Source organism: Actinomadura logoneensis, from assembly GCF_003428695.1.
Lineage (GTDB): Bacteria > Actinomycetota > Actinomycetes > Streptosporangiales > Streptosporangiaceae > Spirillospora > Spirillospora logoneensis.
In genome coordinates this window covers 17,265-30,888 of sequence record NZ_QURH01000205.1, presented here as the reverse complement: position 1 = coordinate 30,888, position 13,624 = coordinate 17,265, and the positions used below count along the sequence as shown (strand labels likewise).

The 13,624-nt window shown below is 74.4% G+C and carries 10 protein-coding genes; 8 read left to right on the top strand and 2 right to left on the bottom strand.

Going from position 1 to position 13,624, the window contains the following annotated elements:
* Window positions 1-3,241: glycosyltransferase family 2 protein (locus DZF91_RS11445; protein WP_117357451.1), on the top strand; the 3,241-nt coding region annotated here is incomplete at its 5' end.
* A gap of 314 nt (window positions 3,242-3,555) precedes the next feature.
* Window positions 3,556-4,644, top strand: a complete 1,089-nt coding sequence (locus DZF91_RS11440) for a DUF5719 family protein (protein WP_147341105.1) — start codon at window positions 3,556-3,558, stop codon at window positions 4,642-4,644.
* 55 nt (window positions 4,645-4,699) lie between these two features.
* On the opposite strand, the gene DZF91_RS11435 is transcribed toward DZF91_RS11440, so the two are convergent.
* Window positions 4,700-5,146 (bottom strand): metallopeptidase family protein, encoded by a 447-nt coding sequence (locus DZF91_RS11435; protein ID WP_235834212.1) that lies wholly within the window; start codon window positions 5,144-5,146, stop codon window positions 4,700-4,702.
* A 148-nt stretch (window positions 5,147-5,294) separates the two neighbouring features.
* Between DZF91_RS11435 and DZF91_RS11430 the strand changes: the two genes are divergently transcribed.
* The 5 genes from DZF91_RS11430 to DZF91_RS11410 all read left to right on the top strand — a co-directional run bounded on the left by DZF91_RS11430 (window position 5,295) and on the right by DZF91_RS11410 (window position 9,669).
* The gene (locus tag DZF91_RS11430; protein ID WP_117357448.1) at window positions 5,295-5,654 is read left to right on the top strand and encodes a DUF3499 domain-containing protein; all 360 of its coding nucleotides are present in this window, start codon (window positions 5,295-5,297) and stop codon (window positions 5,652-5,654) included.
* 367 nt (window positions 5,655-6,021) lie between these two features.
* Window positions 6,022-7,371, top strand: coding sequence for a phosphomannomutase/phosphoglucomutase (locus DZF91_RS11425; protein ID WP_117357447.1), 1,350 nt, complete (start codon window positions 6,022-6,024; stop codon window positions 7,369-7,371).
* Window positions 7,368-7,550, top strand: coding sequence for a Trm112 family protein (locus DZF91_RS11420; protein ID WP_117357446.1), 183 nt, complete (start codon window positions 7,368-7,370; stop codon window positions 7,548-7,550). Before DZF91_RS11425 ends, DZF91_RS11420 begins: the two co-directional genes overlap by 4 nt.
* The gene (locus DZF91_RS11415) at window positions 7,547-8,734 is read left to right on the top strand and encodes a bifunctional phosphoglucose/phosphomannose isomerase (protein ID WP_235834211.1); all 1,188 of its coding nucleotides are present in this window, start codon (window positions 7,547-7,549) and stop codon (window positions 8,732-8,734) included. The genes DZF91_RS11420 and DZF91_RS11415 overlap by 4 nt, the downstream gene beginning before the upstream one ends.
* Window positions 8,731-9,669, top strand: a complete 939-nt coding sequence (locus tag DZF91_RS11410) for a cation diffusion facilitator family transporter (protein WP_117357445.1) — start codon at window positions 8,731-8,733, stop codon at window positions 9,667-9,669. Before DZF91_RS11415 ends, DZF91_RS11410 begins: the two co-directional genes overlap by 4 nt.
* Before the next feature lie 382 nt (window positions 9,670-10,051).
* Here DZF91_RS11410 and DZF91_RS11405 read toward each other — a convergent pair whose 3' ends face one another.
* Complete coding sequence (locus tag DZF91_RS11405) at window positions 10,052-10,999, bottom strand: hypothetical protein (protein ID WP_147341104.1); 948 nt, start codon at window positions 10,997-10,999, stop codon at window positions 10,052-10,054.
* 834 nt (window positions 11,000-11,833) lie between these two features.
* Between DZF91_RS11405 and DZF91_RS41085 the strand changes: the two genes are divergently transcribed.
* Window positions 11,834-13,543 (top strand): sensor histidine kinase, encoded by a 1,710-nt coding sequence (locus tag DZF91_RS41085; RefSeq protein ID WP_199486560.1) that lies wholly within the window; start codon window positions 11,834-11,836, stop codon window positions 13,541-13,543.
* The last annotated feature ends 81 nt before the right edge of the window (window positions 13,544-13,624 follow it).

The window sequence follows — 13,624 nt, the reverse complement described above, 5'->3', positions numbered from 1 at the left end:
CGCGCCCTCCGCGAACCCCGCGCCCGCCGCGAACCCCGCGCCCGCCGCGAACCCCGCGCCCTCCGCGAACCCCGCGCCCGCCGCGAACGCCGCGCGCTCCTCGACCCCTGCGCGTTCCGCGTCCTCCGCGTCGCCTGCGAACGGCGTGGGGCACGCGGAGGTCTCGCAGGAGCGGGCGGACCGGGTCGAATGGGTGTGGCTGCTGCACGACGACTCCGCTCCCGCGCCCGACGCCCTCGCGCGCCTGCTGGCCGCCGCCGACGCCGATCCGCGCATCGGGGTGCTCGGGCCCAAGCTGCGCGAGTGGACGGACCCCCGCGTCCTGCTCTCCGTGGGGGAGTCGATGGACGGCGCCGGACGCCGCGACACCGGCATCGACGCCGGCGACTTCGACCAGGGGCAGCACGACGGCGACCGGGACGTCCTCGTGGTGAGCACCGCCGGGATGCTCGTCCGCCGGGACCTGTGGGACCGGCTCGGCGGCCTGGACCCCTCGTTCGGGCTGTTCCGCGACGACGCGGACCTGTGCTTCCGCGCGCACGCGGCCGGACGGCGGGTGGTCGTCGTGACGCGCGCGGTCGTCCGGCACGCCGAGGCCGCGCGGCGCGGTCTGCGCGCGAACGCGGTGACCGGCGAACCGGTCCGCCGCCTCGACCGCCGCAACGCGCTGCTGACCCTGCTCGCCAACCGCCCCGCACGGGCGCTGCCGGGGACGTTCGTGCGCGTCCTGTGGTCCACGGCGCTGCAGATCGCGTGGATGCTGGTCCTGAAACGGCCGGAGGCGGCCAAGCAGGAGTTCGGCGCGCTCATGGCCGTCCTGCGCTCGCCGAGGCGGCTGTGGCGCGCACGGTCCGCGCGGTCGGAGGGCCGCAGGCACGCGCACCGGTACATCCAGCGGAGCCTGATGGCGCACGGAGTGGCGCGCAGGCGCGCGAACGAGGCGCTGCACGTCTGGCTCGCCCGGCGGGACGCCCGGCGCGCGGCCGAACGCGATGCGTCGCCGCAGGGTGACGCCAGCCTGCGAGTGCTTCTACGGCGCTTCCTCGCGCGCCCGGGCGTGCTGCTCGTCCTCGCGCTCACCGTCGTGGCCGTCGTCGCGGAACGTTCGGTGGTCACGGCCGGTCCTCGTCTCACGGGGGGCGCGTTGACCCCGGCGACGGGTGGTGCGTCCGACCTCTGGGCCGCCTATGCGGCCGGTTGGCATCCGACCGGGCTTGGCACCGATGCGGGGACGCCGCCCTGGGTGGCCGTGCTCGCCATGGTGTCCACGCTTGCGTTCGGCAAGCCGTGGCTGGCCGTCAGTGTCCTGCTGCTGGGCAGTGTTCCGCTGGCGGGTGTGACCGCGCTGCTCGCGGCCCGTCGCCTCATCCCGCCACGCACGCCTTACCGCGCGGCGTTGCGCCTATGGGTGGCGGGCACCTACGCCCTGCTGCCCACAGCCACCGGCGCGATCGCGGACGGACGGCTCGGTACGGCCATCGTCATTGCCCTGCTGCCTCTGCTCGCGCTCCTCGCCCACAGCGCCTTTACCGACGCTGTGGACAATCGCGCATCAGGACGCCCAGCTTGGGGCGCGGCACTGCTCTTGACCATCGCCATGGCTTTCGTGCCGCTGACGTGGTTCATGGTCGTCTCGGCTGCGGCGCTGGCCACCGCGCCGCGCGGGCTTCCGGTGGAGCGCGGCGCGCGCAACATGCTGATCGTCGTCGCCGTGCCGCCCGTTCTGCTCGGCCCGTGGACGGTGGGTCTCCTCCTGCATCCGTCGCGTTTCCTGCTGGAGGCCGGGCCGTTGCCGCCTGGACGCGCGCCCGCGGGGGCCGCCGACCTGCTCGGGCTGGTTCCGAGCAGTCCGGACGGCCCGGCCGGTTCCGCCGTGCCTTGGGCTGCGATCGGACTCGGGCTCGCCGCACTCGTGGCTCTCCTCGCGCGCACGCGACGCGGACTCGTCCTGACCGGTTGGGCACTGGCCCTGTTCGGGTTGCTGACGGCCATCCTGCTGCGCGGCCTTACCGCCGTGTCCGGGGCCGACAGCGCGCCCTACTGGCCCGGTGTGCCGCTGCTGTTCGCGGCGGCCGGGGCACTGCTGGCCGCTTCGGTCGGCGTACGACGGGCGGCATTCGCCGTCGCAGGGACGGCCCGCTTCGCGCGCGCAGGAGGGGCGTTGGTGCTCGGCGTGGCGTGCGTGACGCCCGTGCTCGCCGCCGCCGTCTGGGTGGTGGACGGCGTGGACGGTCCGCTCCGCCGCTTCGACCCCGATACCGTCCCGGTCTTTCTGCGCGATTCGACGGGTGCGCGCACGGTCGTGCTGCGGCACGAGCCGTCCGGCCGGGTGGACTACACCGTCCTGCGCGGCGCGGCCCCTGGCCCCGCCGACGCCTCGATGCCGGACGACGCGTCCGCGCGCGACCGGCTGGACGCCCTCGTGTCCGGCCTCGCGGGCGGCACGGACACCGGCGAAGCCTCGGGGCTCAGCGCCCTCGGCGTCCGGTATCTCCTGGTCAGGCACCCCGCCGACGATCCGCTGACCCCGGTGCTGGACGCCTCGCCCGAACTGAACCGGCAGAGCCGCACGGCCGACTTCGCAAGTTGGGAGGTCCGCGCGCCCGCCGGACGCCTCACGCTCCAGGACCAGGCCCAGGGCGGTCGGACGGTCAAGATCCTGCCCGGCGGGACGCGCGCCGCCCGGACGAGCGTCCGCGTCCCGCCGGGAACCGGCCCTCGGACGCTGACCGTCGCCGAACCGGACGATGGCGGTTGGCACGCCACCCTTGACGGACACCCGCTGAAAGGCCGCGCGGTGAACGGCTGGTCGCGCGCGTACGAGATCCCGGCGTCGGGCGGGACGTTCGCCCTGTCGCACGGCATGCTCACGCGTCGGATCTGGGTGGGGGTCCAAGGCGTGGCGGTCCTGGTCGTCCTGGTGTTGGCTCTGCCGGGTGCGCGCGCGGACGAGCCGGACCCGGCGGCATCCCGCCAGACGCGCTCGCACGCCCGCCGGGCTCCGACGACCGCTGCCACGGCACTGCGGCGTGCCGCCCGCCAGATCCGCAGGAAACCGGATGAATCCGTGGGCCGACGCCATCGTCAGGCGTCCCACGCCAAGACGCGGAAGGCCCAGCGTTCTGCGGAGACCTCCGCCGCAGACCCGACGGAGGCGCGCCCCTCGCGCGCGCACGAGGCCGAGCCGCCAGCCGCGCTAGGCAAGGCCGCCCCGAGTGTGACGGACGAGGAGCGGTCGTGAAGTTCGAACCGGGAATGCTCAGAAACCGCTACGTCGTGGCTGCGACGGCACCGGTGGCCTTGGCCGCGCTCTACGGCCTTGCCACTGTGACCCGTCCGAGTGGCGAATCCTCGGATGCGCCTGTGCGGCAGGCAGTCAAGAGCGTTGTGCTGGCCTGCCCTGGTGGTGAGGCCGGACGCGTGGCCGTCCAGACGGCACCGGTGCCCGACGCGCGTGGGCGAGTGTCCGTCCAAGGGCCGCGTCCGGCCGAGCTCACCTCGCCGGGACAGCACTGGACCGGCGATGTCGGCGCCCATGACAGGTCCGACATCCTCGTGCGCGCGCAAGGGGACCTGGCCGCCGGCCTCACCGCGCGCTGGACGACCGTCTGGCCGGACGGGCGCGATCGGGGACTCGCCGCCGCGCGCTGCGTCCAACCGGGATTCGACCAGTGGTTCCTCGGGCCCGGCCCGCTCGCCGCCGAAGACCTGCGGCTCCGCCTGACCAACGTGGACGACAACCCCGCCTCGGTGGACCTGACCGCCCTTTCGGGGGAGGGCCCCTTGGACACCCTCGACGGCCAGGGCGTCGCGGTGGCGCCGCACACCACGCGCGTCGTGCGGATCGGCCATTCCCGCGAGGGGCTGGGGGAGGTCGTGCAGGCGGCACGCGATCTCGCGCTGCGCGTGCGGGCCACGTCCGGACGCGTCGCCGCCGCCCTGCGCGTCCGGGTCTCCTCGGGCCGCGGGATCGACTGGGAGCCGGTCTCCCCGACACCCGCGACGTCGCTGGTGCTGCCCGGCGTGCCGGACGGCCCGGGCGACCGCCGGCTGCTCGTCGCCGTGCCGGGCGAGGAGGCCGCCAGGATCCGCGTCCGCCTCGTCGGCCCGGACGGGACCGTGCCGGTGGCGGGGCCGGACGGCGCGTCCGCCGGTCAACCCCGCACCGTCACCACGTTCGACCTGCGCGAACCCCTGTCGGGACGTCCGGCGGCCGTCCTGGTCGACGCGGACAGGCCCGTCGTCGCCGGGTTCACCGCCACGCGCGGACCGGATGTGGCCTTCGGCACATCGGCCGCGCCCCTCGGCCCCGGAACCGGACCGGGTTCGCTGCCGGACGCCCGGCCGGGCGGAAAGCTGATCATGACCGCGCTCACCCGCACCGTCACCGTCACCCTGACGCCCGCCGGCTCCGACAGTCCCCGCACCATGGCCGTCCCGGCGGGCCGGACCGTCGAGACGCCCTTCTTCCTGCCCGGGACGAGAGGACTGGCCGCAACCGGCCTCCGCATCGACGCGGACGGCCCGCTCTACACCGGCAGCACGCTCGTCGCGTCCGGGCTGGTCACGGCCGCACCCGTGCCCCCGTCCCCGCTCGCCCGGACGCTCCCGCCCGCGCACGACACCCCGCACACGCTGGACTGATCACGGCAGTCGCCGGAAGGACCCGGCCATCGGCCGATTGAGGACAGGGGAGGGGCTACTCCTCGTAGCTCGGATCCACCGTCTCGGGGGACATTCCCAGCAGGTCGGCGACCTCCTCGACCAGCAGGTCGCGGACGAGCCGGGCCCGGTCGCGCTCGGTCGTCGCGCGCGCCTCGACGGGCCGCCGGTAGATCACCACCCGGACGGGACGGCCCCCCTCGCCGGGCAGCGTCGCGCCGAGCGGCACCGGGCCGTCCGGCGGGAGCGGGGTCTCGGGGACGTCCTCGACCGCGAACTCGACCTGGGCCAGCTCCCGGCCCCAGCGCTGCGCGATGCGGCGCACCTCGTCGGCCACCAGGTCGTCGAACCGTTCGGCGCGGGTGCGCGAGATCGGGGAGCGCGGCGGCGTCAGCGGACCGCGCAGGCCGCGGCCGTGCCGGTCGCGGCGCCGGGTCTGTGGGCCTGCCGAAGGGCGGCCCGCGCCTGCCACACGGGATCGCACCCGTCCAGAGTACCCCCGCGCACGCTTTCGCCCCGCCCGCCCGGCGCCCTCACGGATTGTGATCGTTATCGCGGAAATCGACCGGTAACGGCGACACGTGCCGCGCGGTGGTGGCGGACGCCGTCGCGGCGGGGTACGGTCGGCCATCGTGAGCCCCGTCCGCATCTGCTCCCGCACCGCCTGCAAGGCGCCCGCAGTCTTCACGCTCACGTACGTGTACCGCGATTCGACCGCGGTCCTGGGGCCGCTCGCCACGTACGCCGAGCCGCACTGCTACGACCTGTGCGCGGAGCACTCCGAGCGGCTCACCGCGCCCATGGGCTGGGAACTGGTCCGCCTTCCCGTCGAGACCGAGACCGAGCCCAGCGCCGACGACCTGGAGGCCCTCGCCGACGCCGTCCGCGAGGCGGGTCGTCCGGCCCCCGGCGCCGACCGCGAGGAACCCGTCGGGCAGGCCACCGAGGTCGGCCGCAAGGGCCACCTCCGCGTCCTGCGCAGCACCGACTAGTCCACCCCGCGCCGGGCCGCCCCCAGCCGTTCCGTCGTGCGGCGGGGGTCGATTCGTCCAGGGCATTAGCCGACCGGTTTCGAGGCCGTCACGGCATCGATCACCGGTTCACCCTCTGGGCGCCGCCCTGCGGAGGCCCTCAGGTCACCGGCCAGGTGCTCGCGGCGGGCGGCCGGCACCTCGGGCCCATCGGATGGGCCGGACGCGGGCTGGGGCCGCCGGGGAGGGTAAGCGGAGGCTCTCGCGGGTACCACCGGCGAGGCGCGGGAGGTCCCGGAGTTATCCACAGGCCGGGTGTGCTCCGCTGCCCGGTGCCCGCCGCCGGTAGGCTCGGGTCCCGTCAGTGTCGGCAAACCGGGGAGCAGGAGTGGGCGACCTCGCCAAGATCTTCAAGGCGTACGACATCCGGGGCGTGGTCCCGGACGAGCTCGACGCCGAGACCGTGGAGCGCGTCGGCGCGGCCTTCGTCCGGGTGACCGGCGCGCGCAAGGTCGTCACGGCCCACGACATGCGCACCTCGTCCGAGCCGCTGGCCGCCGCGTTCGCGCGCGGCGCCACCTCCCAGGGCGCCGACGTGGTCGAGGCGGGCCTCGGCTCCACCGACCTGCTCTACTACGCCTCCGGGGCGCTCGACGTCCCCGGCGCGATGTTCACCGCGAGCCACAACCCGGCCCGGTACAACGGCGTCAAGCTGTGCCGCTCCGGGGCGCGCCCCGTCGGCCGCGACACCGGGCTCACCGAGATCCGCGAGATGGTCGAGAACGGCGTCCCCGCCTACGACGGCGAGCCCGGCTCCGTCACCCGGCAGGACATGCTGCCCGGGTACGCCGAGCACCTGAAGAAGCTGGTCGACCTGTCCGGCATCCGGCCGCTGAAGGTCGTCGTCGACGCGGGCAACGGCATGGGCGGGCACACCGTCCCGACCGTGTTCGAGGGACTGCCGATCGACCTGGTGCCGCTGTACTTCGAGCTGGACGGCACGTTCCCCAACCACGAGGCGAACCCGATCGAGCCGGAGAACCTGCGCGACCTGCAGGCCAAGGTCCGCGAGACCGGCGCCGACATCGGCCTGGCCTTCGACGGCGACGCCGACCGCTGCTTCGTGGTCGACGAGCGGGGCGAGATCGTCTCCCCGTCCGCGATCACCGCGCTGGTCGCGGTGCGCGAGCTCGCCAAGCACCCGGGCGCCTCGATCGTGCACAACCTGATCACCTCCAAGGCCGTCCCGGAGATCATCTCCGCGCACGGCGGCACGCCGGTGCGCACCCGCGTCGGGCACTCGTTCATCAAGCAGACGATGGCCGAGAGCGGCGCGGTGTTCGGCGGCGAGCACTCGGCGCACTTCTACTTCAAGGACTTCTGGTTCGCCGACTCGGGCATGCTCGCCGCGCTGCACGTGCTCGCGGCGCTCGGCACCCAGTCCGGCCCGCTGTCGCGGCTGCTGGCCGAGTACAGCCCGTACGCGGCGTCCGGCGAGATCAACAGCGAGGTCGCCGACCAGGACGCCGCCACCGCCCGCGTCCGCGCCGCGTTCGAGGGCCGCCCGGGCGTGACGGTCGACGAGCTCGACGGGCTCACCGTCGGCACCGACACCTGGTGGTTCAACCTGCGCCCGTCCAACACCGAACCGCTGCTCCGCCTGAACGCGGAGGCCGACGACGAGACGACCATGGCCGAGGTGCGCGACGAGGTCCTGGCGATCGTGAGGGAGAAGTGACGATGAAGCTCGACTCCTGGCTGCTGGAGATCCTCGCCTGCCCCAACTGCGGGGGCGCGCTGGAACAGGACGACAAGGCCGGTGAGCTGGTCTGCACCGGGACGTGCAAGTACGCCTACCCGGTGCGCGACGACATTCCGGTCCTCCTCGTGGACGAGGCCCGGACGCCCACCTCGTGAGCACCGCAGCGGAGGGGCGGGACGCTCCGCCGGCCGCCGCCCGCCCCGGCGTCGACGAGTCCCGGCTCGAGACCGCCGCGGCGACGGAGGCCGCCGACCCGGGCGGGATGCTCCGCCAGGTCGCCTCGTCCGCCGCGCAGATCCGCGAGGCGCGGCTGCTGGCCGCCGAGGCCGGGATCGAGCGGATCGCGGCCGACGGCCGTCCCCGCGCGGTCGTGGTGACCGGGATGGGCGGCTCCGCCATCTCCGGTGACGTGCTGGCCGCCGTGTGCGGGCCCGGCTGCCCGGTGCCGGTGCTGACCGTCCGCGGGTACCGGCTGCCCGGCTGGGTCGGCGCGGCCGACCTGGTGATCGCGGTGTCCTGCTCCGGCGGCACCGAGGAGACCCTGGCCGTCGCCGCGGAGGCCGCCCGGCGCGGCTGCCGCCTGCTGCTGGTCGGCGGCGCCGACTCGCCCCTCGCCGGGCTCGCCGAACGGGCCCGCGGCCTGTTCGTGCCGGTCCGGTCGGTGGGGCAGCCGCGCGCGACGCTCTGGGGGCTGACCGTCCCCCTGCTGATGGCCGCCCGGGCGCTGCGGCTGGCGGACGTCCCGGACGCGGTGCTGGAGTCCACCGCCACCCGGCTGGAGGACGTCGCGTACCGCTGCCGCCCCGACAGCGAGCCCTTCGTGAACCCGGCCAAGCGCATCGCGCTCGACCTGGTCGGCGACGTCCCCATGGTGTGGGGCTCCTCGCCGATCGCGGGCACCGCCGCCTACCGGATGTGCTCCCAGCTCAACGAGAACGCCAAGTACCCCGGCGTCTTCGGCGAGCTGCCCGAGGCGAACCACAACCAGGTCGTCGCCTTCGACGGGTTCTTCGGCAGGGCCGCGGGCGCGGGCGATCCGGACGACTTCTTCCGCGACCGCGGCGAGGAGGCCGAGCACGGGCTGCACCTGGTCCTGATGCGCGACACCGACGAGCATCCGCAGGTCGCCAAGCGGCGCGAGGTGTCGGTCGAGCTGGCCGCGGCGCGCGGCGTGCCGGTCACCGAGATCCGGGCGGAGGGCGAGCACCCGCTCGAGAGAATGGCGACACTTGTAGCCGTTGCCGACTATGTCACGGTTTACTTGGCGATCGCACTGGGCGTCGACCCGACGCCGGTGGCCACCATTCAGGAGCTGAAGGCGAGGATTGCGGACGTATGAGTGCTGAAGGCGGAGGCAAGGCGATCATCGCGGCCCTGGGGGCGAACCTCGGGATCGCGGTGTCGAAATTCGTCGCGTTCGCCTTCACGGGCTCGTCCTCGATGCTCGCCGAGGGCATCCACTCGGTCGCCGACTCGGGCAACCAGGTGCTGCTCCTCGTCGGGCGCAAGCGCTCCGAGCGCCAGCGCAACGAGCGGCACCCGTTCGGCTACGGCCGCGAACGCTTCTTCTACGCCTTCATCGTGGCGGTGGTCCTGTTCACCGTCGGTGCGGCGTTCTCGCTGTACGAGGGCGTGCACAAGATCCAGCACCCGGAGAAGGTCGAGTCCCCGGTCTGGGCGTTCGCCGTCCTGATCATCGCGATCCTGCTGGAGAGCTTCAGCTTCCGGACGGCGATCAACGAGGCCAACCACACCCGCGGCAGCCGCTCGTGGGTCCAGTACGTCCGGCGCGCCAAGGCCCCCGAGCTGCCCGTCGTCCTGCTGGAGGACGCCGCGGCGCTCATCGGCCTGATCCTGGCGCTGCTCGGCGTCAGCCTCGCGGTGCTCACCGGCGACGGCGTCTGGGACGGTGTCGGCACGATCGCGATCGGCGTGCTGCTCGCGGCCGTCGCGACCGTCCTGTCGATCGAGACCAAGAGCCTGCTGATCGGCGAGGGCGTCGACCCGGAGACCCAGAGCAAGATCATCGAGACCCTGGAGTCGGTGCCCGAGGTGGACCGCGTGATCCACATCCGCACCGAGTACGTGGGCCCCGAGGAACTCCTCATCGCCGCCAAGATCGCCGTGCACCACGACGAGACCGCCGCCGAGATCGCCCGCGGCATCGACGCCGCCGAGGAGAAGGTCCGCGCCCGCTTCCCCGAGGCGCGCCTCATCTACCTCGAACCCGACATCGACCGATCCGGCGCCCAGGCCACGACCCCCACCGCCTGACACCCCGCGGCGGCCCGTGTCCCACCCGCCTGAGGTCCCCCGCCTGGCCGCCACCGCCTGAGGTCCCCGGCCCGAGCCCGCCGACTTGAGTCCCCGTCCCCGGGCTCCCTGGGCTCTCGCGGGCGGTGTTGGGCTTCCCGGGCCTGGGCCTGGGCCTGGGCCTGGGCCTCCCGGGCCTTGGCTCCCTGGGCTTGGCCTCTCCTGGCCCGGACTCTCCAGGCCTGCTCTCGGTGGGGCGACTCCCTGGAACTGGACGGCGTCCCACCGGCGACGCGCTTTACCGGCGCTTCGGCTCTCGGCCGCTGTGCTCGCTCCCAGGGTGATCTCAGCCGCCGGCCCTCGCCGCAGCGCTACGCGCGGGGTGACGGCGCCCGCTTGGCCGTCAGCGCGGGCGGGGAGCGTTCGTCCAGGTCAGAGCGCTGGTCAGCAGGCTGTCCCGCCTCCGGTACGCACCGGCCGTGCGGACCTCGCGGGTGTGGGGCACATGGGTCAGCGCGTTGACCGACGCGAAGTCACCGGCGGACGTCCTCGGGAGCGGCGGGCGGGAGACGTCCCAGGTCATCCCGTTGAAGTGCGCGAGATAGGGCCGGGAACCGGCGGCCATGCCGGAGATCCAGACGCCTCTCGCGCCGTCCGTGACGACGGCGGTGGCGCCGGTGGGCGCCTGCCGATCCTCTCGGCCGGAGCCGTGGCCACCAGGGAGCGGTGCGGGGAAGAGCGACCAGCCGTGGCCGTCCCAGTGCTCGATGAGCGGTGCGCCCGACGGGGTGGCGCCGACCGCCCACACGCTGTCGCGCGCGATGGCGGCGACGCTGACCGGTGTGCCGTTCGGTGCCGACTGCGGCGGAGGCGTGGGGCTCCAGGAGCGGCCGTTCCAGTGGAGCAGCAGCTGGCGGTTCCCGGTGACGCCGACGGCCCACGCGTCGTCCCGAGCATCGGCGGCCACGGCGCGCAGGGTGCTGCCGGGGGCTGAGCGAACGGGCGTGACGGACCAGGACCGTCCGGCATAGTGCCAGGCCACGGCCATGCTCCCGGCGAAGCCGTTGGAGCTGCCGACCGCCCAGACGTCCGAACGGGTCCGTGCGGCCACGCTGTTCGCGGTGATCGGCTTCCCGCCGCTGCCGGGAAGCGCGCCCGGCCGCCAGGAGCGTCCGTCCCAGCGGACGGTCCGCGCGTTGCCGTCGGCGCCCGTTCCGACGATCCACGCGTCGTGCGCCGACACGGCGGAGACCCCGCCGAGGCGGGTGCCGTCGGGCAGCGGCAGCGGAGTGCGGCGCCAGCGGACGCCCGTCCAGCGCAGGGCGAGCGGTTCGGAGCCCAGATGTCCCACGGCCCACCCGTTCTTGTGGGACGGCGCGGTGATCCCGGACAAAACGGATTCACCCGGAAGTCCCTCAGGCCGAACAAACCGCCAGCACCAGCACTCCCTCACCCCGGCCGTCCCAACGGCCCGGCCGGAGACCGCGACCGCTCGGCCGGAGGCGGTGATGACTTCGCCCGGCTCGGCTGAGGCGGCTGAGGCGGGTGTGGTGAGAGTCGTGGTGGTCAGCGATGCCGCCGTCAGGGCCGCCGTGGCGAGCGGCGGGATGACGGTGAGAGCGATGGTGCGCGCGCCGTGCCGTTGAAAGATCATGAATCCCCCCGGACAACGATTCTCCGGCGGGACGGGCGCGAGGCGGGGGAGCGGCGGGCAAAGGCCGCGTACAGATCATGGGCGCGTGGCGGATCGCGACCACGCAGGTGATCACCGAGGGGTTCGGATCACCGAGGGGTTCGGATCACCGAGGGGTTCGGATCACGGATGCGTGCGGATCATGGGAAGGCAGCTCCCCTCGCCGGCCGGCCGGATGCCGGATCGACCCCAGCCCAGGCAAGACCGGCGATGCCCCCGGAGGGAGGCTGGCCGGCCGACGCGGGGCGCCTTCCATGCACGCCGACCGGACCCCTGAAAACCGGACGGCACCGCGTGACCTCGGTGGCCCGCCGAACCCCCTAAGCCGGCGACGCCGCCGCGTCGGTCACGGTTAAGACACTACGGTGGCGGCTCCCTGCCTGACGTCCCCCTCAGGGAGGGAACGCATGTCGTCCTCCAGGGGGATACGCGTCCTCCGCATGGCTCCGCACGGTGAGGTGTGGCACCGCGTCCTGGGGTCAAACTGGAAGGGTGACCAGCGACGACCATCCCGAGCACCCCGCACCGCCGACCGCGTTCGGCCCCGCCCTCGCCCGCCACGCGTGGCTGCTGTCCGGACGGGTCGTCGCCGGCGTCGGGCAGTTGCTGCTCTGGATCCTGACCGGCCTCGGCACGCTGCTGCGCCCGCTCGGACGGCGCGTCTCGGCCCGTCTCAACGGTCCTCGCGTCCCGGTGGCGCCCGGCGCGCCGGGTCAGCATCCGGGCGGCGGACACCCGGGCGCAGCGCCGGGAGGCCCCGGCGGCGCGGCGTCCACGACCGTGACCGCGCCGCTTCCCCGGTGGATCAACGGATGGCGGGAGTTCACCGAGTCCTGGTACTTCGCACCGCTGACGGGGTTCGCGCTCACGCTCGCGGCGCTCGCGGAACTCGCACCGGGCGTCCGGACGCCGATCAGCGTGGCCGGCGGCTTCGCGGTCGCCTCGACGCTGCCGCTGATCTGGCGCCGCGAGTACCTGCGGCCGGTCGCGGCCGTCGCGCTCGGGGCGTTCGCGGCGAGCCTGCTCACCGGGCAGGAGCTGCTGGTCACGACCGTCCTCGCGGCCCTCTACACGCTGTACGCGCTGGCCCGGCAGCTACCGCGCCAGTCGGCCGGGGTGCTCGCCGTGGGCAGCGTGGTGACCGTCGCCGTGGTGTACCTCGCCACCGACACGCTCAGCGACATCCCCTGGCCCGCGGCCGTCGTCGCCGTCCTTGCCGCGATCGGCCTGGGCGACGCGCGCCGCACGGTCGAGCGCGCCGGACGCACCGAGGCCGCCGCCGAGGAGCGCAACAACGAGACCCTGACCAGGCTGAACGCCGTCCAGCGGGAGCAGGCCGTGATGCGCGAGCGGGCCCGCATCGCCCGCGAGCTGCACGATGTCGTGGCGCACTCGGTGTCGATGATCGCCGTTCAGGCGGAGACCGCGCCGTACACGATGGAGAACCTGTCGCCGGAGGCCCGCGAGGGCTACACGGAGATCGCCCGCACCGCGCGCGAGGCGCTGGTGGAGATGCGCCGGCTGCTCGGCGTGCTGCGGGCGGACGCGGGCGCCGGCGCGGAGTCCGCGCCGCAGCCGCGTCTGGACCGCCTGCCCGAGCTGGTCGAGCAGCACCAGGGCGCGGGCGGGCGCGCCGACCTGGTCGTCCAGGGGCAGCCGCGCGCCCTGTCCACGACGGTCGAGCTGTCGGCGTACCGGATCGTGCAGGAGGCGCTCACCAACGCGCGGCGGCACGCGCCCGGCGCGGACGTCCACATCGAGTTGACGTACCTGCCCGACCGGCTGGCGGTCCGCGTCCGCGACGAGGGCGCGGAAGGACGGACCCAGGTCCTGGACCCGCGCGAGGCGGCGGGCCGCACCACGGTGCTGGAACCCGGAAACGGCGCGCCGAACACCGGATACGGCCCCTCGGGCACGGCGCAGGTCCCGGCGGGCCCCGGATACGGCCCTTCGGGCACCGCGCAGGTCCCGGCGGGCTTTGGATATGGACCTGCCGGCGCGGACGGCGCGGGCAACGGACCGTCCGGGGCGGCGAACGGGCAGCCGGGCGGCGGGCACGGGATTCTCGGCATGCGGGAACGTGCGACCATGCTGGGCGGACGGTTCTCCGCCGGACACGCCGCGGGCGGCGGGTTCGTGGTGGAGGCCGAGCTTCCGTTGACGAGGGAGGACCCCGCCGGTGACCCAGGGACGAGTCGCTGACCGCCGAGTCGCTGACCGCGGCGACACGACCGCACCCGCGCCATCCGCTCGCCGCCGCCGGACGCCGTCCGGCCGTGCGGT